The sequence below is a fragment of the Pontibacillus halophilus JSM 076056 = DSM 19796 genome, from assembly GCF_000425205.1.
GTDB lineage: Bacteria > Bacillota > Bacilli > Bacillales > BH030062 > Pontibacillus_A > Pontibacillus_A halophilus.
The window spans coordinates 90221-110778 of the sequence record NZ_AULI01000013.1 but is presented as its reverse complement, the minus strand read 5'-3'; the positions used below and the strand labels follow the sequence as shown (position 1 = coordinate 110778).

21 protein-coding genes are annotated in these 20558 nt (G+C 44.7%); 6 read left to right on the top strand and 15 right to left on the bottom strand.

All coding sequences use genetic code 11. From position 1 onward, the window contains the following. The 4 genes from H513_RS0113435 to H513_RS0113420 form a co-directional block, all read right to left on the bottom strand. On the bottom strand, positions 1–215 hold a 215-nt coding region (locus H513_RS0113435), incomplete at its 3' end, for a transposase family protein (RefSeq protein ID WP_161625308.1). Positions 216–282: 67 nt separating this feature from the next. Further along, positions 283–879: an RDD family protein gene (locus tag H513_RS0113430; RefSeq protein ID WP_026801209.1), complete on the bottom strand. Its 597-nt coding sequence runs from the start codon at positions 877–879 to the stop codon at positions 283–285. A 291-nt stretch (positions 880–1170) separates the two neighbouring features. Next, complete coding sequence (locus H513_RS0113425) at positions 1171–1593, bottom strand: nucleoside 2-deoxyribosyltransferase (protein WP_026801208.1); 423 nt, start codon at positions 1591–1593, stop codon at positions 1171–1173. A gap of 59 nt (positions 1594–1652) precedes the next feature. Next, positions 1653–2687 carry an NAD-dependent epimerase/dehydratase family protein gene (locus H513_RS0113420; RefSeq protein WP_026801207.1) on the bottom strand — a complete coding sequence of 345 codons (1035 nt, stop codon included), beginning with the start codon at positions 2685–2687 and terminating at the stop codon, positions 1653–1655. A 376-nt stretch (positions 2688–3063) separates the two neighbouring features. Here H513_RS0113420 and H513_RS20945 point away from each other — a divergent pair, with 376 nt between their 5' ends. The 3 genes from H513_RS20945 to H513_RS0113405 all read left to right on the top strand — a co-directional run bounded on the left by H513_RS20945 (position 3064) and on the right by H513_RS0113405 (position 5134). Continuing rightward, positions 3064–3696 (top strand): TetR/AcrR family transcriptional regulator, encoded by a 633-nt coding sequence (locus H513_RS20945; RefSeq protein WP_161625307.1) that lies wholly within the window; start codon positions 3064–3066, stop codon positions 3694–3696. Positions 3697–3862: 166 nt separating this feature from the next. After that, on the top strand, positions 3863–4693 hold the full coding sequence (locus tag H513_RS0113410; RefSeq protein WP_026801206.1) for an oxidoreductase: 831 nt from the start codon (positions 3863–3865) through the stop codon (positions 4691–4693). A gap of 153 nt (positions 4694–4846) precedes the next feature. Continuing rightward, positions 4847–5134 carry a hypothetical protein gene (locus H513_RS0113405; protein ID WP_026801205.1) on the top strand — a complete coding sequence of 96 codons (288 nt, stop codon included), beginning with the start codon at positions 4847–4849 and terminating at the stop codon, positions 5132–5134. A 40-nt stretch (positions 5135–5174) separates the two neighbouring features. On the opposite strand, the gene rbsB is transcribed toward H513_RS0113405, so the two are convergent. The 8 genes from rbsB to H513_RS0113365 form a co-directional block, all read right to left on the bottom strand. Further along, complete coding sequence (gene rbsB, locus H513_RS0113400) at positions 5175–6092, bottom strand: ribose ABC transporter substrate-binding protein RbsB (protein WP_026801204.1); 918 nt, start codon at positions 6090–6092, stop codon at positions 5175–5177. 10 nt (positions 6093–6102) lie between these two features. Beyond that, positions 6103–7059, bottom strand: coding sequence for a ribose ABC transporter permease RbsC (rbsC, locus tag H513_RS0113395; protein ID WP_407946628.1), 957 nt, complete (start codon positions 7057–7059; stop codon positions 6103–6105). After that, complete coding sequence (locus H513_RS0113390; protein WP_026801202.1) at positions 7052–8542, bottom strand: sugar ABC transporter ATP-binding protein; 1491 nt, start codon at positions 8540–8542, stop codon at positions 7052–7054. Before H513_RS0113390 ends, rbsC begins: the two co-directional genes overlap by 8 nt. Before the next feature lie 13 nt (positions 8543–8555). Continuing rightward, a complete protein-coding gene (gene rbsD / locus H513_RS0113385; protein WP_026801201.1) occupies positions 8556–8942 on the bottom strand; it encodes a D-ribose pyranase in 387 nt (128 codons plus the stop codon). Next, positions 8939–9829 (bottom strand): ribokinase, encoded by an 891-nt coding sequence (gene rbsK / locus H513_RS0113380; RefSeq protein ID WP_026801200.1) that lies wholly within the window; start codon positions 9827–9829, stop codon positions 8939–8941. Before rbsK ends, rbsD begins: the two co-directional genes overlap by 4 nt. Positions 9830–9833: 4 nt before the next feature. Continuing rightward, the gene (locus tag H513_RS0113375; RefSeq protein ID WP_026801199.1) at positions 9834–10811 is read right to left on the bottom strand and encodes a LacI family DNA-binding transcriptional regulator; all 978 of its coding nucleotides are present in this window, start codon (positions 10809–10811) and stop codon (positions 9834–9836) included. Positions 10812–11011: 200 nt separating this feature from the next. Then, complete coding sequence (locus tag H513_RS0113370; protein WP_026801198.1) at positions 11012–12103, bottom strand: hypothetical protein; 1092 nt, start codon at positions 12101–12103, stop codon at positions 11012–11014. Positions 12104–12225: 122 nt separating this feature from the next. Beyond that, positions 12226–13644, bottom strand: a complete 1419-nt coding sequence (locus tag H513_RS0113365) for a SpoVR family protein (RefSeq protein ID WP_026801197.1) — start codon at positions 13642–13644, stop codon at positions 12226–12228. 163 nt (positions 13645–13807) lie between these two features. Here H513_RS0113365 and H513_RS0113360 point away from each other — a divergent pair, with 163 nt between their 5' ends. The 3 genes from H513_RS0113360 (at position 13808) to H513_RS0113350 (ending at position 18308) form a co-directional block, all read left to right on the top strand. Then, positions 13808–14293: a DinB family protein gene (locus H513_RS0113360; RefSeq protein WP_026801196.1), complete on the top strand. Its 486-nt coding sequence runs from the start codon at positions 13808–13810 to the stop codon at positions 14291–14293. Between the two features lie 197 nt (positions 14294–14490). After that, positions 14491–15066, top strand: a complete 576-nt coding sequence (locus tag H513_RS0113355; RefSeq protein ID WP_051239984.1) for a TetR/AcrR family transcriptional regulator — start codon at positions 14491–14493, stop codon at positions 15064–15066. Between the two features lie 77 nt (positions 15067–15143). Then, positions 15144–18308 (top strand): bifunctional cytochrome P450/NADPH--P450 reductase, encoded by a 3165-nt coding sequence (locus H513_RS0113350; RefSeq protein WP_026801194.1) that lies wholly within the window; start codon positions 15144–15146, stop codon positions 18306–18308. A gap of 34 nt (positions 18309–18342) precedes the next feature. Here the strand turns inward: H513_RS0113350 and H513_RS21675 are convergent, their stop codons facing one another. The 3 genes from H513_RS21675 to H513_RS0113340 form a co-directional block, all read right to left on the bottom strand. Next, positions 18343–18528, bottom strand: a complete 186-nt coding sequence (locus H513_RS21675; protein ID WP_154655252.1) for a hypothetical protein — start codon at positions 18526–18528, stop codon at positions 18343–18345. A 115-nt stretch (positions 18529–18643) separates the two neighbouring features. Continuing rightward, positions 18644–19336, bottom strand: a complete 693-nt coding sequence (locus tag H513_RS0113345; protein ID WP_026801193.1) for a Na-translocating system protein MpsC family protein — start codon at positions 19334–19336, stop codon at positions 18644–18646. 139 nt (positions 19337–19475) lie between these two features. Beyond that, positions 19476–20537, bottom strand: coding sequence for an NAD(P)/FAD-dependent oxidoreductase (locus tag H513_RS0113340; protein WP_026801192.1), 1062 nt, complete (start codon positions 20535–20537; stop codon positions 19476–19478). Positions 20538–20558 lie beyond the last annotated feature (21 nt).

The window sequence follows — 20558 nt, the reverse complement described above, 5'->3', positions numbered from 1 at the left end:
TAGAACAAATACGTTGTCCGTTCGAAGAGTTTAAGGTGTTGGATTTTTTGGGTTCGATAGTCATGAATGCGTTGTGTCCAGTCACCGCACGACTTACATTTATGACTCTTCTTTGGAACCTCCACATAAAGATGAAAATCTCCACCGATTTCTTCACTTTTCTTGATAATTACACTTTGTAGTCCTGGTACTGGGATGTTAGAATACACGTACACGCAACTCCTTTACTGATTTGTTTCTCGTCAATTCAAGTGTAGTAAAGATTGGAGCTTGCGTGTTTTTTTATGCCAAATTTTTTGCGTACCCCAACAAATATTTTTGTTCTTCTATCGTTTCACCTGGTTTTAAGTCGGATACATACGTACGAGCGACTAAATCATGTAAGCTACGGTGGTCTTTACGGAAACCAACCATCAGTGCGCTAATGATGAGAATTAATAGGCTCGCTAACATGGAAAAGCCAAAGATTGTGAAGGCTACTGCCTCATCTTGATTAAGTGCGAAGGTTTCATTAGGTGTCATGGATGCGGCCACCTGGTTCAATTCATTGATTAGTGCAGTGACGTCAATGCTTAGAAAGCCATAGATGATTGCTGCGATAACTGGTAGGAAATAAATAACTCCTCCTACAATTGCACGCGTAAGTGTTGTCCCGAACCCTGGATTACTTCCATCCATACGCAGAATACGAACACCTAACGCCCGCTTTCCTACCGTATATCCGTACCAAAGCGCTGGAACAAGAACAGCGTACAATACATCCGTCAAGCTAGATATGAACGGAATGAGAGCCCCTAGTATGCTCCCGACGACAATTAATAAGATGCGGTCAATTAAGAACGCTCCCAATCGTTTTGGAAAACCTACTGCATCATTCATCTAATCTCTCCTTTTTCAATTGTTATGTAAGTTAAATTTTGTATACCCTATTCACCCTACTAACAAATCTGTACTTTGTATACTCTTTCTTGTGAAAAGCAAGAGAAGGGTCATAAAGAAACAAATCTAATCCGTCTTAGTACTAATTACGAAGAACCTATTCAATGGTTCCAAGTTTCAGTACATTTCTTTAAAGTTATCAGTGTATAAAGAGAGTAGTGAGAGATGAAATCATCTGAATCACCTCTCATACAAAAAGACCCGGAACCTATCGTTCCGAGTCTATCGTTTCTATTCCATATCCCCTCGGAAACGGTCTGTTGTAGGTAGCGCTTTGAAATCGTACGCTTGTAGACTTTCACGGTCATACAACCAAGCATGAGCAGATTCCGTAATCATTAAATTCGCCTTCATCGTTGTTTCATTAAATACAATGACTGGAATGCGGTGTGCAGTGGCATAACCAATTTCGAAATAGGTTCCTGCATCATTGCCATCATAAATGGCAACCATCACATCACATTTCAAGATATTAATGACGTCATTTGCATAGACGGCATCACGCCATTTGTCAGACATAAACATAAGCTCGCTCATATCATGCTCTTTAGGTGAAAAGACGTCTAATCCTTTCTCGTTCAACAAACGATGAACGAACTCTACTCGTTCAATTTGCTCCTCATTGAAGAAGGGAGCTGCTAAATAGATCTTCATATGACTGACCTCTTTCTCTTATAGTTGTTCAATCATTCGGTTCAAATCGTGTGGTGCATCTACAAGTATTGATCGGCTTCCAATTGCTTCTTCTGATCGACTAGAGTCGTTTCCAGACTACGATAGTTTAACTGCAACTCCGCTACGCTCTTCGAATGATCAAATTTCGTGTGGTGGCCGACATTACGCTTCACATACGTGCGCGTTAAGCCAACCTTAGGTGCAATGGCCCAAATAACCGCTTTCGGGACTTCTCGTTTCGGCAAAGCATGTTCATTCGGAAAGTTCTTCTCAATGATTTGTGCCATTTCAAGCATAGATGCCTCTCGGCCAGAAAGTAAATAACGACCCGTCGCCTGTTTCGTAAATGCAGCAAGAATATGCGCCTTCGCAACATCACGTACATCGACTGTACCATTAATAAGACTTGGTACTCCTGTTTTATACTGCCCTGTTAATAAATCGCGTATCATTGTGATACTTGTGGAATCGGTCCGCTTCGAAAGGGACGGACCTACAATGAGGGTCGGGTTAATGGTAACGAGGTCCCAGCGTTCTTGACTATGAGCCATCTTCCAAGCCTCACGCTCTGCTAGCGTTTTCGAGTAACTGTAAGGGTTATGATCAACCGTACTCGTTTTATTCCAATCCCTCTCTGTAAACGCTATCTTTCCTGCCAAATCACAATTGTCTCCAAAAATGGCGACGGCGCTGCTCGTCAACACCACCCGCTTCACGGATGATGCTTCATTTACAGCATTTATGACGTTAATCGTACCCTCTTTCGCAGGTCGAACAAGTTCTTTATAAGGATCTTTAAATCCAGAAATGAAGAACGGTGAAGCGGTATGAAAGACATACTCACTTCCTTGAACAGCCTTGTTAAAGCTGCCTTTCTTTAATAAATCTGCCTCATAAATGGACAACTGCCCCTCAGCCTCTTCGGCAAGGTCGAGAAGATGTTGGTACTTTGAGACTTTCTTTTTATTTCGAACGGTTACACGTACATCATGTCCAAGCTCAAGCAAATCTTTAACTAGCCATGATGCCATATACCCTGTACCACCTGTAACAAGTACGGTCGTTTTGTCCATCGTATTTCCCCCTAACCTCTTGGATGGAATGTTCGCTCCAACCTTTCTATTTCCAAACGCTCACATGTTGAGATGTTAGAAGCATAATGGATAAGAAAGCACTTGTCTATTGATTTGCATTTCACTCCCAAATGTATAGCAACGCCCCCCTCCACAAACCCTAATCGTAAAAAGGCGGATGAGTGATGAATCAAAAACTAACGAACGTCAGCAAATGGCTACTCAAGCATCCTATACTTTTTCTCCTTACTTTTTATGTCATGCTCTACAGTCTATTCTTTCTTACTCTCATTCTTATTCGCATTACATTCTTCAATACAATTTAATAAACACCTTTTCCTTCCAAAACCATTGTATTGTTGGTACACTAGACCACATGGAACAAGTAATCCAACAATCGTTGGATGAAGGAAAGAAACAGGTGATTCTAATGCAGAAACGTGAAGATATTTTATCAGCGACTTTAACGTTAATCATTGATGAAGGTGTAGAAGCCGTAACACTTTCGAAAATACTAAAACGAGCAGACGTTGGTTCTGGTACGTTGTACAACTATTTCTCAAGCAAAGAAGAGCTGATCCTAGTCCTCTACACAGAACTTCGTCAGAAGATGAGCTCCTTTGTCCTTGATGGGTATGACCCTAACCAAAGCCTACGTCTTCGATTCGAAAACTTCGTACAGAATCTAATTCGCTATTGTATTCAACACCATGACGAAGTCAATTTCATTGAACATTATTCTTACACCCTTCATAAGACTCACAAGGACGATTCTCATCTCCATGAAAGCGAGATGAATGATGGAGGCTTTTTCGAAGCCTTTCTTGCGCTGATTAAAGATGGCCAGAATGAAAAAATCTTTCGCCCCCTCGATCAGAAGCTTGTGTTTCAACTCTTGAGTGGCATGATTTTCTCTGTAACCAAAGGAGCGCAGACTGGGAAATTCGATTTAACAGATGAATACATTCAACAAGTCGTTACGGCATGTTGGAATGCGATTAAAGAGTAGGCTTGCACTACTCTTTTTTTAATTGACGAACCTTTCATTATGGATTATGATAAGATTGGATTGAACGTTCCATCTAATTACCACGGATACTCGACTTAGGGATCCGTTATAAATTACTACACTTTGGATTGAATAATCCATCCAAAGCTATAAAGGGGATAAAGACATGAAACAAGTTATTTTACTCACTGGAGCTTCTTCTGGAATTGGGGAGGCTACTGTTCAACAATTATTAACGAAAGGATTTATCGTCTATGCAGGAGCTCGTCGTGTCGAACGCATGGAAGGATTGAAGAGTAAGGGAGCCCACACGCTCGCACTCGATGTGACAGATGATGCATCCATGCAAGCTGCAGTCAATCAGATTATCGACGAACAAGGACGGATTGATATCCTTGTTAATAATGCTGGTTACGGTTCTTACGGCGCTTTAGAAGATGTCTCCATTGAAGAAGCGAAACGTCAATTTGAAGTGAACGTATTTGGATTGGCTCGCCTCACCCAACTTGTTCTTCCTTACATGCGTCAGCAAGGTGCTGGGAAGATTATGAACATATCTTCAATCGGCGGCAAGATTGCCGAACCCCTCGGTGCTTGGTACCACTCATCTAAGTTTGCTGTTGAAGGTCTAAGTGACAGCTTACGTATGGAGCTTGCTCCGTTCGGGATTGATGTGGTTGTGATTGAACCAGGTCCAGTTCGCTCTGAGTGGGGGTCCATCGCTGGAGAGAGCGTGCGAAACGTATCTGGTGATACCGCTTACCACGAGCAAGCGAAAGGACTCGGCAAACTGTTAGACCAAGTGAACGACCCGAACTTTGGAGCGAGCCCAAATCTCATTGCACACACAATTTCTAAGGCCAGCCTATCTAGTAAGCCACGTACACGCTATGCTCCAGGTACAACCGCCAAAGCCATATTACTCATTCGTAAGTTAGCTTCAGATCGGTTGTTTGATGGCATTATGAACCGTGTCGTTCGTTCCAAGAACAAGTAGAGTCAAATCATCATGATTTGGGAAAGGGAGAGCTGGATTCCTAAAGACCATCAAAGAAAAGATAGCTGACCTCCCTCATTACACATTGAGATTCATATCAACACCTCCTTCCACATAGGGATAACAGTAATTCCACTTTAAGGAGGAGATTGCATGACGGATTCAAACAAATCGAAGCGCGATGACAATTTGGTTAAGAAGACGGCTTCTCAGGCGAACGATTTGGTGAACAAGTCAGCTGACACAGCCAATGATGTCGTCAAATCCATTAGTGGGGATGGAGGATTGATTGGTAAAGTGTCTGACACATCGACTGACTTTGTGAAGAATGTAAGCAATACGGGGAATAAATTCATTGGGAAATCCGTGGATACCGCCACAGGCGCTGCCCGAGGGATAACGAAGCCCTTCTCACGCAAGAAATCTAAAGATGACGAATAGAAAGAAGCAGGGAGGTGATGTTCCTCCCTGCTTTCTTTTATCATTCTTCTGATACAAGCTTTAGTGGGACAGGAATCGTCTCCTCTACTTCATTGCCTTCCAGCACATCTTGACCCGCTTGCACAGCAAGTCTCCCAATCTCCTCTGGCTGTTGGGCAACGGTCGCAGAAAGATTGCCTTCTTCAATACTAGATAGTGCATCCTCATTTCCGTCAAACCCAACTACAAGGATGTCACGCCCGACACTCTGAATGGCTTGATAAGCACCGAGCGCCATTTCATCGTTATGGGCGAACACGGCTTCAATGTCCGGATTCCCCTGCAGCATATTCTCCATAGTATTTAAACCTTCTGTCCGGTCGAAATTGGCAGTTTGTTTAGCAACCACATCCAATTGTTCATCTGCAATGTTATGGAACCCTGCACCACGCTCACGTGTAGCAGATGCACCCGGAACCCCTTCCAACTCGGCTACTTTTGCACCTTCACCAAGCTGTTCCACAATAAAGGATCCCGCCATTTCTCCACCTTTTTCGTTATCTGAACTTACAAGTGTCGCGACCTCTCCTTTCTCAGAAGACCGGTCGAGGGTTACGACTGGAATCCCTAGGCTATTCGCAGACTGTACGGCTGTCGATATCGCAGAGGAGTCAGTAGGATTGATAAGCAACACGTCGACTCCTTGTTGAATTAAGTCTTCCACATCATTAATTTGTTTAGCTGCATCATTTTGGGCGTCTACGACAACAACTTCCATGTCCTGTTCAGCTGCTTCTTGTTCAACACCATCTTTCATAGAGACGAAGAATGGATTATTTAATGTAGATACGGACAAGCCAATCTTCACATCTTCCCCCGCTTCTCCTGAGCTTGGCTTGGCCCATTCTGGTGGTTGTAGCGAACAAGCCCCTAAGAATACTAGGAACAGACTCATACAACTTACTAGTAGCTTTCTCATCCTATCCCTCCTAAGCTGCTTTCTTTCGGTCTATTAATACAGCGATAATAATGACGACACCCTTCACGACCATCTGGAAGAAGGACGAGACTCCAAGTAAGTTCAAGCCATTATTTAACGTGCCAATAATAAGTGCCCCAATAAGCGTTCCCACAATCAAGCCACGCCCACCAGAAAGACTCGTTCCACCAAGAACGACAGCTGCAATGGCATCCAATTCATAAGAAGTACCTGCTGTAGGCTGGGCGGAGTTCAGCCGTGAAGTTAAGATGGCACCCGCTAACGCAGATAATAAACCTGCTAGTGAGTAGACCATCACTTTAATGCGAGAAACGTTAATACCTGATATAAGTGCTGCCTTTTCATTGCCACCAATCGCATAAGTCTTACGGCCAAACGGCGTTTTGTGAAGGATTACCCATAGAACACCGAAAGCAATGAGCATCGTAATAGCCGGCACTGGAATCCCTAGGAAATACCCTCTTCCAAACAGCTGAAATGCATAGCTATCACCGAGCCCAGTGATTGGATTCCCATCTGTATAGACGAGTGTCAAACCCCGAAACATCGTCATTGTAGCAAGGGTCGCAATGAACGGTGCCATCTTCCCTTTAGTAATCAACAGACCGTTCACAGTCCCCATTAATGCCCCTAATAGACAACCAATTAAGATGGCTAGAATCGGATCGATCCCTGACACCATCATGCCGGCCATCAACGCACTAGACAGTGCAAGTATCGAGCCTACAGATAAATCAATGCCTCCAGTCAGAATAACGAACGTCATTCCGTAGGCAATCAAGGCGTTTATCGCCACTTGTCGCAACAAGTTTAAGATATTCAATGGTTCAAGAAAGCTTGTATTAAAGATTGAAACGACTGTCATAAGTACGAGTAAGCCTACAAAGGGACCCAATTTCTGCATCAAGTTCCCTGTTTGCTTCGATTGTTTTACTACGCTATCCATGTCCATTCCCCCCAGTAGCTAATGTCATGATCTTCTCTTGATCTGCTTCTTCTTTCGAGAGCTCCCCTGCTAGATTTCCTTCATGTATGACAAGAATACGGTCACTCATCCCTAACACTTCTGGGAGCTCGGAAGACACCATAATAATGGCTACTCCACGGTCCGTCAGCTCATTCATAAGTTGATAGATTTCACGCTTCGCCCCAACGTCGACTCCTCGAGTTGGCTCGTCTAGAATGAGCACTCTCGGTCCAATCCCAATCCATTTCGCGATGACCACCTTTTGTTGGTTCCCACCTGACAGGTGTTGTGCCTCTGTTTGAGCGGACTCTGTCTTAATCGTTAATCGCTTAATCAATAAATCAACAAAGTCTGATTCCTCTTTCTCTTGAATGAACGCATTCTTCGTGAAGCTAGTTAGACTAGGCAACGCAATGTTGTCTCTAATTGAAAAGTCAAGTATAAGTCCTTCTTCTTTACGGTCTTCCGTAATCAGACCAAGTCCAAGCTGAACCGCCTGACGAGGACTCTTAATCGTTTCTTTCTTTCCATTCATGTAAATGTGACCTTCATACTTCCCATCAAGCCCAAAGATGGTTCTCATAATTTCCGTTCGTCCTGCTCCCATTAGTCCGGCTACCCCAACAATTTCACCAGACCGCGCCTCAAAGTTTATGTTGTGGAAGCTTCCCTTTCGGCTTAATCCTTCAACCCGAAGGACCGCTTCGCCAACGTTAGCTTCCCGACTCGGGAATCGGTCTGTCAGTTCGCGGCCAACCATTTTTCGAACCACTTCGTCAAAGCTAGTACGTGGGATTGGTGTCGTATCGACGGTTCTCCCATCCCTCATAACGGTAATCGTGTCGCATATGCTGAAAATCTCCTCCATACGGTGGGATATATAAACAATCGACACGCCGGATTTCTGAAGCGATTGAATCACACCGAACAACTTTTGAATTTCCCGGTCTGTTAGTGCAGCGGTCGGCTCATCCATGATAATCACTTTGGCATCGGTCATTAATGCCTTTGCAATTTCAATCATTTGTTGCTCCCCAACTGAGCACTCACAGGCTTCTTTATTCAATGGAATCGAAAGGCCAAGTCTTTCGAATTGCTCACTCGCAACCGCTTTCATTTTTCTCGTTTGAATGAGGCCGAACGAGCTGATCGGCTCTTTGTTAATAAACAAGTTTTCTAGAACGGTTAGATGAGGCCAAATGTTTAATTCTTGATGTATAAACGCAATGCCGAATTTCTCCGCTTCTTTCGGGTTCTCGAATGTCGTCTCTTTCCCATCAATGGTTACTCGACCTTCATCCTTCTTATGGAGACCGGTAAGAATATTCATTAACGTAGACTTCCCGGCCCCATTCTCCCCCATGAGTGCGTGAACCTCTCCCTCGTGAATATGGATGTCCACTCCTTCGAGCACACGGTTCTTACCAAATGCTTTATGAATGTTCTCCATTACAATATCCATCTAATCCCCCCTGTTAGAACGTCACTCCTGCATGTAAGATACAATTGGCATAAGGTGTAACTTCTCCGGTACGAATAACTGCCTTTGCTTTAGTGAGACTTTCCTTCAACGTTTCGTGTGATACGTAATCAACCGTCTTACATCGTTCATGAAATCCTGTGTGGACGGGTACATTTCTCTCCATCTCTTCAGCTACAGTTGCTCGTTCAACAACCATTTCTTCTTGCAAGATGGAGATGACGTCTAGAAAGGATGGAACACCTTCAGATAAAGATACGTCTATCTTCTCAACGCCAGGCGGAATTGGTAAGCCAGCATCCGCCACGACAATCGTATCTGTATGTCCAAGGTCTGCAAGTACTTTCGTAATATGACTATTTAGTAGACCATGTCGCTTCATTCCATCAGCCCCTTTTCGACTTCTTCTCTCGTCGGCATGCCACCTTGCGCTCCTAATCCTTGAACAGAGAGCGAGGCTGCTCGATTGGCGAAGCGAAGACTCTCAACAAACGTTTGTCCTTCTGCCATCGCAGTTCCAAATGCAGCGTTAAACGTATCACCCGCCCCCGTTGTATCCACAACATCTACAAGGAAGGATGGTACCTGGACTTCTTGCTCTCCATTGAAATACCGAACCCCTTCTGCCCCTTCAGTAATGAACAGTTTAGTTGAATAGCGTCGAAGGACGTCTGAAAGATCTTGGCCAGGAAACATGAGAGCGGCTTCGTGCTCGTTCGGCGTAATGTACGTTACTTGTTCAAGAAGCGTATCAGGAATTTCACGAGCAGGAGCAGGATTTAGTAATAATGGCACGTTCAGCTCCCCGCATAGTCGTGCTGTCTCGATTACCGTTTCTTCTGGCAATTCTTGCTGAATAAGAACGAGATCACTCTCACGAAGAATGTCTCTTGCTCCATTCACATAAGCAGGTGTGACAGCATCATTCGCTCCTTTGACAACGACAATGCTATTATCTCCCTCTGCTAGTATGATATGAGCAGTTCCACTCTTAGCATGTGTAACCGGTTCCACATAGTCGGTATGAACGCCGTGGGCATTGAAATTCGCTAGAATCTCATCTCCGTATGGGTCATCACCAACACATCCAATCATATATACTTCAGCACCTAATTTGGCAGCTGCTACTGCCTGGTTCGCTCCCTTCCCACCTGGGACTGTTTGAAATGAATCTCCTAGAACGGTTTCCCCTGCTAACGGACGGCGTTCTGATGTTACAAGTAAGTCCATGGAAGAACTTCCAACGACAGCAATCTTTGGTTTTCTCATCATCTCATTCCTTTCTTGTCGTATTTCTTTCTATAAATTCAACTGGCATTTGCATCGTTCGCTCACACTCCGACTCACCCTTAATAATAGACAGAAGGAGACGAGCCGCTTGACGCCCCATCTCATAAGCGGGCTGTCGAATGGTGGACAGGGTTGGGTAGGACAAGCTGCATTGCGGGATATCATCATACCCGATAATTTGGACATCGTCTGGGATGACTTTCCCAAGCTTCAAAGCCTGATGGATGACGGCAATCCCTACAATATCGTTGCTCGCAATTACTCCATCCGTATTCGGATACTTAATAAACAACTCTTCTGCAAAGCCTTTAGCTTCCTCGAATGAATAAGAGGTTGTAGCCAGTACGGCAAAGTCCACATCTGCCTCACTAAGAACATCCATCGCTCCCTTGAATCGATCTTGAGCTGGTCTGATGTGAGCAGGCCCTTTCACAAGCGTTATCCGCTTTGCTCCTTTGTCAATAAGCGTCTTGGCAGCTAGACCTCCACCTTCTCTTCCATCTGAATAGACAGATGGATAGTGACCATACGCACGGTCAAGCATCACAATAGGAAGTTTCAATGAATCATATAAAGTATCTTCCACGTGGTTTGTTGCCGTCAATAATCCAACAACATGATTCTGTACAAATGTCTGGATATATTCGAGCTCTTTATCCATATTTTCATCGCTATTCCCTAGTAACAACCGATACCCAGACTTACTCAGCTCATCTTCTACCCCTCTCGCCAACTGTGGGAAGAAAGGGTTTGTGATGTCAGGGAGCAAGAGGCCGATGAGCTTTGACTCCCGTTTATACAAGGAGCGGGCTACTTCATTCGGGCTGTACTCGAGAACAGCCATTGCTTCCATTACTTTCTTTCTCGTATCTACCCCAACGTAACCGTTATTGTTTAACACACGGGATACCGTTGCAACGGATACACCTGCCTCACGGGCTACATCTTTAATGGTTACCATCATTTCACCTCGACAATATGTAACCGGTTACATATAACGTAGCACAAAGTATTCAATTGGTTCAATCGTTTTTTACTCCAATTTAAAAAACCGCCCAATCCAAAGAAAGGGCGGTTAGCTTCTTACGAGCAATGCGAAGTCTATCATATAAGCTCTTCATGAGATCTTCACTTCTGTCATAAAGTGAAGGTTAAACGGTATTAAGAATTAGATTTATCCCGATGCATCTCTTCGTAACGCCGCTGCTGGCGATAACCGTACGTCACGTTTCGGACCAGTTCAGCATTCTCAAGTCCTGCACCTAATGCGCCTGCAAGTGTAGCTAGTGAAGCTGCTAACCAAGCTAATTCTATATAGTCAATGATGGTGACTCCATCTCCTAACCCCACCTGAATGGCAAATAAATCAGCCGGGACGAAAATACGAACCACAATGAAGAATAACACCAATACCAAGGCATAATAGATGAGTACAGCAACCGATAACGTTGATACCGTTGTGATATTGTAGAGTCGCCTGAGCTGGCTCTTACTTCGTTGAGATGGCTTCTCCCATAACTCATGAGAGAAAATGATCCAAGCGACCATAGCAAAGATTGCTGTCACCATTAATAACACAAAGCGCCATCCCTGGAACGCTTCACTTATCTTCCATACCGAGGGAAAGATTAAGCTGTACGCTCCAGTGGCAAAGGCGATGGCCACAACACCTTTGAACGATGGCATCGTAGACCACGGTCGATTGGCATAAATCATCCCGAGTACTAAACGAAGCCAACCAATAAATCTTGGTACAACAATGAGTTGTAAACAATGTTCATCCCCTGATGGGGCGATGCTTCGTATTGCGCTAAACATTCGTTTCAGTTTCTTATCTGCAATGGGTTGATTTGAATCGTGAGGTGTATGCATTTCCCCCATGACGTTCACCATGACTTCTGCAATTCGTTTCTTCATTGGGACAAAGCCAAACGCAGGCAAAGAAAGCTGGCTAATCGAGCGTTCTCGGTCCACATCCGAAAGCACAATATTTCCCTCGTGTGTCACAGGCAAATCCGTCAAACAGATTGCATAGTCCCAATCATTCTCGCGCTTTCTCGCTTCCGTTTCTTCTAATATTTCACGAGCTGTCTCAGCCGCACCTGTTAGCGGGTCCGTGAGACACTCTACTTTCCACTCCACGTCTCCATCCACATGGTTTCCGAGCAAATTTGGCAACGTTTGAGTCAATTGATGCACGACTCTCTCCGGCAACTCAGGAGCCGGTAGCAGCCCTACGATTCGTTGTTTCACAATAACCGCTCCCTAGTTTGCGACATCTTCCTTAGTCGAATAGGATTCCACAAAACCCCTTTCCCCAATCATGGGTATGCAAACAAAAAAGACCGCCTCAAATCGAGACAGCCTCTTCCCTCTTAAGATATAAACTTCCGCTGCACTTTCTTCCCAGCATAACTAAACAGTATCGCTTTCCCCTCAACAATCGACTCCATATGCACCGGGCGTCCCCACAGATAGTGAAGATACGGCAACACTTTCTCAAGGTAATCGAGGTCAAGTTCCACATCCTCGTAATGATGCTTCAAGTACAACTCGCCAGAGCGAAGATAATTTCCGTCTTGTACAGTAAGGTATGGGAATCCACCGTTCACACGCATGGTGACAAGCTGGTCACGCACTTGCTCATGGTCCTTCTCTGTAATCTTGTAATCACGGCCTTGCTTCTGGAAGAGATACAAGTCTTCCTTCTGGCATAGCTCCTTCGTTAAGTAGTTCCGGATAAACGAAATGTCTGACTCAATCTCCCGAACTTCAAAGATTTTCTCCCGGCCAGAACCTGGTTTTACGCCTTGCCTTTGTAACTCTTCATTTGGATTGTCATACCGCTCTTCGATATCTTCGAAGATCTTCAGTCCTAAATAATAAGGGTTAAGTTGCGTTCGTGACGGCTGCACGACACCTGCATTGAGCTTTGCGAATTCAATTGCCTCATCAGACGTGAGATTCATCTCTCTTAGAATTCGAGCGTGCCAGTAGGAAGCCCAACCTTCGTTCATGATCTTCGTCTCGAGCTGTGGCCAGAAATACAGCATCTCTTCGCGCATCATCGTTAGAATGTCACGCTGCCAGTCATCAAGCTCATCACTGTAGGCTTCAATAAAGAGAAGAATGTCTTTCTCGGGGCGAGGTGGAATCTTTTTACGTTTCTTCTTCGGTTCTTCAACTTTTTCTTTCTTATCATCCATTCCCCACAGGTCGTCGTATGGACCTGGTTTTGGTTTTGTTTCTTCTTCTACTTCTGTATCCGCTAAGGTCCAGGCAAGTTTCGGCCGGACTAGTGATGGGTCAATGTGCTCTTGGATGGCTAGAATTGCATCGAGGGTTTCTTCAACGGCTTTAATGCCATGAATTTTCTCGTAATAAGCAATACGCTCAGCGGTAGACGACATTTTCTCGACCATATTGCGGTCTGTGTTGCTAAAGCGAACGTTATTCTTGAAGAAGTCACAGTGAGCGAGCACGTGGGCTACAATCAGCTTGTTCTGGACAAGGCTATTTGTATTTAACAAGAAGGCGTAACATGGATTTGAATTGATGACCAACTCATAAATTTTACTAAGACCGAGGTCGTATTGTAGCTTCATCTTGTGGTATTGCTTCCCAAAGCTCCAATGTGAGAATCGTGTAGGCATCCCGTAGGCTCCGAACGTATAAATAATGTCTGCAGGACAGATCTCATAGCGCATTGGGTAGAAATCAAGTCCAAACCCTTCCGCGATTTCGGTAATCTCCTCAATTGCGCTTTGAAGCGCCTTATTATCATTTAGGTTCACACCTATCTCCCCTTCATGCAAGTCTTATAGTTAATTTATGAGAGGAAGGAATAGAGTTGAACCTTTTTTTGAAATCGGGTTGAACATCATCCAAGCCGTATCCCCATCCAACTATTCCTAAATATGTTACACTCGTACCACTACATAAGGAGAGGTGATGGACATGTACGGATTAGACGAAAGACGGGAGCAAGTATTTCAGTATGTAGATGAACTAAACGACCAGGTTGCATTGGCAAAGCCGAGTTTAGAAGAGTGGTCCATTATGGAGACGCTTGAGCATTTGTATTTAATGGAGAAATATATTGTAGGCTTAATCAACCACGCCATTCAGCACGGAGATGTACGCCAATCCGAAGAAAAGCCGCTCCATCGTATCACGGACCGTTCGTATAAAGTACAAGCGCCTGAACAGGCTGTTCCAAATGGGGAGTTTACCAGTCTTTCAGAAGTGAAGGCTGCTATGGAACGAAACCGTGAAGCGACGATGTTCCTTATTCACAATAAAGAGGCGGAAGTTCTACAGAATCGCACGTTCCCACATCCCGCCTTTGGTGAGCTCAATCTTGAGCAGTGGCTTGAGTTTCTAGGTTGGCATGAGCTAAGACATTTGGACCAGATGAAAGATATTCAAGGGAAACTTCAATAGATTATAAGACACGTACTTACAAGAGGCGACAACTTCCGCACAGGAGGCTGTCGCCTCTTGTAGTGCATTGGAATCATTTTCATGAAATGGTTATGAAACAATTCAAAATAAATTGACAGTAAAGTTCCACCCTTCCTATACTTAACAATGGAATGAATAATCATTCCGCTTTCTTATGAAGAGGAGGTCGAAGGATTTTGACATTGATTAAGACGAAGCGTGACGACATTCTAGAAGCAGCCCTAACTTTATTTGCAGAACGTGGTGCGGAGGCGACAACGATTCCCATGGTCGCGAAGCAAGCGAACGTCGGCGCAGGTACAATCTATCGCTATTTCGATAACAAAGATGTACTTGTGAACGATTTGTTCCAGCTCCATGTTCAGCAGTTAACGGAAACGCTGCAAGACCAGTACCCTTCTCACGCCTCCACTCGACAACAATTCAACCATATCTTTACACAACTTGTTACATTTACAAATAAACACGAAGACGCACTTTATTTCATTAAGACACACAACCATGCCCATATCTTAAATCAACCAAGTCAAGATTGCTTCCAGCGATTACTAGAATTGATCCGTTCATTCTATGAAAACGGCCAATCGAAAGATGAGATTCGGATGCTTCCGTCCAATGCGCTCATTGCCATCGTTCTAGGGGCCTTTCTGGAATACCATAAGCTGGTTCGAGAGGGTCAGTTAGAAGAAACCGATGAACTTCTTGAAGGTATAGAAGCAAGTTGTTGGGATGCCATTCGAACACATTCATAAATATGAAGTACACCGTTATTGTTTACGGAACGAATATTCATTCATTATCCATTTATTAACGAAAAGGAATGATTTGCATGACACAGACACACCGTACTATTCCACAAGCAAAGTCGTATGGTCCACTTGGAAGCTTGCCGTTGATTGATCGTGAGAAGCCGATTCAGTCCTTTCTGAAATTAGCCGATGTATATGGGCCCATCTATCAGTTCCAATATCCTGGTAAGCAATCGACGTTCGTATCCGGTTATAATCTCGTTAAAGAATTGAGCGATGAGTCACGCTTTGACAAGAAGGTTGGACCCGCTCTCCAAAAAGTCCGAGCTTTCGGTGGCGATGGCTTGTTCACGAGTGAGACGAATGAAGCCAACTGGAAGAAAGCTCATAACATCTTACTGCCAAGCTTCAGTCAGCAGGCGATGAAGGGGTACCACGATAAGATGACAGACTTGGCGGTACAGCTCGTACAGAAATGGGCTCGCTTGAATCCGAATGAAACGGCTGATGTCCCAGAAGATATGACACGTCTCACACTCGATACGATTGGATTGTGCGGATTTAACTATCGATTCAACAGTTTCTATCGTGAAACCAATCACTGGTTTGTCGATAGCATGGTGCGAGCGCTGGATGAATCAATGAACCAACTTCAACGTCTAGGTATCCAAGATAAGCTAATGGTAAAAGCGAAGCGACAGTTCGACCAAGACATTCATGATATGTTCTCTCTCGTCGACCAACTCATCGCAGAACGTAAAGCTGCAGGCGACCAAGGTGAGGATGATTTACTCGCTCATATGCTGAAAGGGAAAGACCCAGAAACAGGCGAACAACTTTCGGATGAGAATATCCGCTTCCAAATCATCACCTTCCTTATCGCCGGACATGAAACAACGAGTGGAATGCTTTCCTTTGCGATTTATTACTTGATGAAGAATCCTGATAAACTTCAGAAAGCTTATGAAGAAGTTGATGAAGTATTTGGCGACCAGGGTGTACCTTCCTACAAACAGGTCAAGCAATTAAAATACGTTCGTAATGTCCTAAATGAGTCGCTCCGTCTATGGCCAACAGCTCCAGCGTTTGCACTGTATGCAAAGGACGACACGACACTAGGAGACGACTATCACCTTGAGAAAGGCCAAACAGCCGTTATTCTAACGCCTGCCCTTCACCGGGATCAATCTGTGTGGGGAGATGATGTGGAAAGCTTCAAACCAGAGCGATTTGAAAATCCACAAGATATCCCCCAACATGCATTCAAACCGTTCGGCAATGGACAACGAGCTTGCATTGGCCAACAATTCGCCATGCACGAAGCCACCCTCGTACTTGGCATGCTTCTACAGAACTTTGAATTTATCGATCATGCAGATTATGAACTCGAAATCAAAGAGTCACTCACATTGAAGCCTGATGGCATGACAATCCAAGTGAAACAAAGAAAGCCATTGAATCTAACGCGCGCAACAGACGAACATAACGCAGAAGCAACAGCTCCAGAACAAGCTGTACGCCCTGGTCACGGCACACCACTACTTGTCTTACACGGGTCGAATCTAGGGACGGCTAAAGGAATGGCGAGAGAAATTGCTGAAACAGGGAGTCAACAAGGCTATAAAGTAAACGTAGCTGCCTTAGATGAGTATGCGGGTCACCTTCCGACAGAGGGAGCTGTGCTCATTGTGTCCGCTTCCTATAATGGCCACCCACCTGACAATGCTCAGCGCTTTGTGGAATGGCTAGAGCACGCCAACAATGGCGATGCAAGTGGGGTACATTATTCAGTGTTTGGCTGCGGGGATCGCAACTGGGCTAGTACGTACCAAGCTGTACCAAACTTCATCGACCAAGAGCTCGAAACAAAAGGTGCCACCAGAATCGCCCCACGTGGTGAGGGGGATGCAAGTGACGATATGGAAGGTCATTATGAGGAGTGGGAACGACAAGTTTGGCAAGACTTGGCGACTGCATTCAACATTGATGAAACGGCCACTTCAAATGGAAACGACCATTCATTAACCATTGAGTTTGTAAATGGGATGACCGCAACACCACTTGCAAGAAACCATGAAGCTTTCCAAGCTACCATCGTCGATAATCATGAGCTACTCTCCCCATCTTGTGGCAGGAGCACACGTCACCTTGAGTTCCAGCTACCAACTGGTGTGTCCTATTCTGAAGGAGACCATCTCGGTGTCATTCCACAGAATAGCGAGCAGCTCGTTCATCGTGTTGCCAGTCGATTTGGACTTCAACTCGATCATTCACTCAAGATAAATGGAACATCTGGACGAAGTGTCCATTTACCACTTGATCAGCCTGTGACAGTAAGAGACCTGCTTTCGAATTATGTGGAATTGCAAGAACCAGTGACGCGTGCTCAGCTTCGTGAGTTAGCTGCTCATACAACCTGTCCGCCTCACAAGGTGGAGTTGGAAGCGCTGCTTGAAGATGAAACGTACAAGAAAGAAGTGTTGCAAAAGCGCCTAACCATGCTTGAGCTAATCGAACACTATATGGCTTGTGAGATTCCATTTGAGCGTTTTATTGCACTATTGCCACCGCTTAAAGCGCGCTACTATTCGATCTCAAGCTCTCCTTCCCTCCAAGAAGGTCGCCCAAGTGTGACAGTGAGTGTCGTACAAGGTGAAGCATGGAGTGGATTTGGTGACTATGCAGGAGTTGCATCAAATTATTTGGCTAGTTTAGAAGAGGGAGACAAGGTGGCTTGCTTCGTAAGCACGCCTGCTTCACAATTTAAACTCCCTGAGTCAGCTGATACACCAATGATTTGGGTAGGGCCTGGTACTGGAGTTGCACCATATAGAGGGTTCATCCAAGCTCGTTCCCATCTGAAAGACAACGGGCACAAACTTGCGGAAGCCCACCTTTATTTCGGGTGTCGACACCCGGAAGAAGATTTTCTTTACCGTGATGAACTAGAACAAGCTCATGAGGAAGGGTTGATTCACCTCCATACTGCCTTCTCACGGGAGGGTCATGAGAAAACGTACGTACAGCATTTGATGGCAGAAGATGCGGAAGACTTACTTTCCATGTTGAAGAATGGGGCGAAGTTGTATGTATGCGGCGACGGAAGTCAGATGGCCCCCGCCGTCGAATCTACGCTTATAGAAAGTTATAAACGTATGGAATCTGTATCGCAGGAAGATGCGGAAAAATGGTTGAATCACTTACAGAGCACTGGCCAATACGCGAAAGACGTATGGGCTGGTTAACACGAAAGCAGAGTTGCCTTTAGGTGACTCTGCTTTACTTTTGAACTAGGGAACAATAAGCACAAGCTTGATAGTGCTGCTGGCTCATGAGTTGTACAATATAGTCGTAACTATGTGTACCTTCTCGTTGCGAGAGCGGTGTTGTATGCAAATCACATCGATCGCCGACGAACGTACTTTGATGAATGGATTGTGTAGAGTGATCAATAATATATTTCATGTCGCGGCCCTCTCTCCCCCTTTAGAGAATATCTTTCCAATAAAAAAAAGCCGAAAAGGACGCTTGTCCTCTTCGGCTTATGTCTAGCTCAATCGTCTAGCTCATTGCTACCGTTTTATACTGTTACTGGGTCTACGACAAAGATGAAATAGCTCCTGTCTAGGTTGAAATCCCAGTCTACGAAAGCATCTCGAACTTTCGTACCTAGTATGTTCTCAAAGGCACTTAAATCAAGTAACCCTTTCTCCAGATGACGCTTCGCTAATTTCAACTTTTCTTCAAACCCGCTTCGAATTAATTCTTTCTCGATGGCTACGAGAATTCCGTTTCGCTCGATAAGTAAGGTACGCTCATTGAGGAAGAACGAATCCACTTGCTCTGGAAGCTTCTCGGCCTGCTTGCTTACATGCTCAATCTCTCGATGAACTTTCTCTTTGCCATGGTAATCTTCCAAGGCTTCTGTATCATTCTCACGATCTCCATAGACGCCTACGATCATGCCAGACCGATTCTCAAGCGTCCAGTCGTAATAAAGTTCTTGCACGTCAATTTCAGCCATGACCCATAGAGCTGCTTTAATTTCAGGAATTAACTCCTGCATGAGTAAATCCCGCATTTCCTCAACTCGGTCCGTGCGTTCTTGATTGATAAGCACACGTTCCATAGGTCCGAGGAAGTCACGAATGTAAACCGTTAAGAAGGGTTCTTTGATGGACACGTAAATCGATGTCGGCCCTTTACCAAAGTTATCTCTTAACAACTTCCCCATATAACTTGAAATTTCTGATTGTAGTGATTTCTTATCCATTTTTTACCGATCTTCCCTTTGAGGACAGAACGCTTTGTTTCTCTCCCTAGATTTAGTGTAACAAACGACTCCTTGTGATTAAACCTTCCTTCTTCTTTTTATACCCAAAAACGGAAGGGTTACTCTCATTAAAGAGTATCTAGAGAGATTTGAATTTATGATACCAGAGCACACCGGTCTTGATGACGCGTGGAAGCATCCCTTTAAGCGGTCGATTAAACGTCAGACCGAATCCATCTTGATTTCCAAGTGTTCCGAGCGTCCCTTTAATGACAATCTCACTTGGTGGCTTTGGAGGCTTCCCATTTAGTTCCCGAAGGAGTCCTTCCGCAATTTGCTTTCCTTGTTGTTCAGCAAGTTGAGCACTTGGTGGCAATTCCATACTCGCACAATCTCCTACAACATAGACATTCTTAACCCCCACAACTTGATGGAAGTCATTCAGTACAATTCGACCAGCGGCATCCTTCTTAACAGCGAGCGAATCAATAACACGGTTTGGCTTAATGCCAGCCGTCCAGATCGTCGCATCCGTCAACAAGCAAACGCCTGTGTTGCATACAATATTTGGTTCAACGTAATCGACGTTCGAATGGAAGACAAGCTCGACATCATGTTCTTCAAACCATTCCTTGGCATGAACTTGAATATCTTCTGGGAACGCTTTAAGTAAGGCACCACCTTGATCAAGCAACCGAATGTTTAAATCAGGTCGGCTTTCTCGGAGTTCAGCAGCCATTTCCACCCCACTTAACCCACCGCCAACGATCGAGATTTGACCAAAGTTCTTAACGTTGTTCACGGCTTCATACGTCTTTCGCGTATGGTAGATGGTCGAGATCTTGTATGTATGGTCACGAGCTCCTTCAATTCCGTGAAACTTGTCCTCCGAGCCTAGCCCAATTACTAAATAGTCATAATAGATGCGGTCGTGGTGATGCAACACGACTGCTTCTCGTTCTAAGTCAATTCGGTGGACTGTGTCAGTCATAATTCGCAGCTGCTCATGGTATGGAAACGCGCTGCGTACTTCCTTCTCAGCAATCGTTCCTGCCGCAAGCGCATAGAATTCGGTCTTCATCGTATGGTACGGGTTCCGGTCAATAAGTGTGATTTCCACATCATCTGGCAACTGACTCAATAGCTGGTGAGCAATCTTCAAGCCCCCATAGCCCCCACCGAGTAGTACAATCCGTCTCATTCGCACACCTCCCCTATAGTT

Bases quoted from the DNA above. Each gene is read 5' to 3' on its own strand.
- H513_RS21675 (WP_154655252.1), bottom strand. From the start codon at position 18,528: ATGAAATATATTATTGATCACTCTACACAATCCATTCATCAAAGTACG.
- rbsC (WP_407946628.1), bottom strand. From the start codon at position 7,059: ATGGATAGCGTAGTAAAACAATCGAAGCAAACAGGGAACTTGATGCAG.
- H513_RS20945 (WP_161625307.1), top strand. From the start codon at position 3,064: ATGGAACAAGTAATCCAACAATCGTTGGATGAAGGAAAGAAACAGGTG.
- H513_RS0113360 (WP_026801196.1), top strand. From the start codon at position 13,808: ATGTACGGATTAGACGAAAGACGGGAGCAAGTATTTCAGTATGTAGAT.
- H513_RS0113425 (WP_026801208.1), bottom strand. From the start codon at position 1,593: ATGAAGATCTATTTAGCAGCTCCCTTCTTCAATGAGGAGCAAATTGAA.
- H513_RS0113375 (WP_026801199.1), bottom strand. From the start codon at position 10,811: ATGGTAACCATTAAAGATGTAGCCCGTGAGGCAGGTGTATCCGTTGCA.
- H513_RS0113345 (WP_026801193.1), bottom strand. From the start codon at position 19,336: ATGGATAAGAAATCACTACAATCAGAAATTTCAAGTTATATGGGGAAG.
- H513_RS0113350 (WP_026801194.1), top strand. From the start codon at position 15,144: ATGACACAGACACACCGTACTATTCCACAAGCAAAGTCGTATGGTCCA.
- H513_RS0113430 (WP_026801209.1), bottom strand. From the start codon at position 879: ATGAATGATGCAGTAGGTTTTCCAAAACGATTGGGAGCGTTCTTAATT.
- rbsB (WP_026801204.1), bottom strand. From the start codon at position 6,092: ATGAGAAAGCTACTAGTAAGTTGTATGAGTCTGTTCCTAGTATTCTTA.
- H513_RS0113410 (WP_026801206.1), top strand. From the start codon at position 3,863: ATGAAACAAGTTATTTTACTCACTGGAGCTTCTTCTGGAATTGGGGAG.
- H513_RS0113405 (WP_026801205.1), top strand. From the start codon at position 4,847: ATGACGGATTCAAACAAATCGAAGCGCGATGACAATTTGGTTAAGAAG.
- H513_RS0113390 (WP_026801202.1), bottom strand. From the start codon at position 8,542: ATGGATATTGTAATGGAGAACATTCATAAAGCATTTGGTAAGAACCGT.
- H513_RS0113420 (WP_026801207.1), bottom strand. From the start codon at position 2,687: ATGGACAAAACGACCGTACTTGTTACAGGTGGTACAGGGTATATGGCA.
- rbsD (WP_026801201.1), bottom strand. From the start codon at position 8,942: ATGAAGCGACATGGTCTACTAAATAGTCATATTACGAAAGTACTTGCA.
- rbsK (WP_026801200.1), bottom strand. From the start codon at position 9,829: ATGAGAAAACCAAAGATTGCTGTCGTTGGAAGTTCTTCCATGGACTTA.
- H513_RS0113340 (WP_026801192.1), bottom strand. From the start codon at position 20,537: ATGAGACGGATTGTACTACTCGGTGGGGGCTATGGGGGCTTGAAGATT.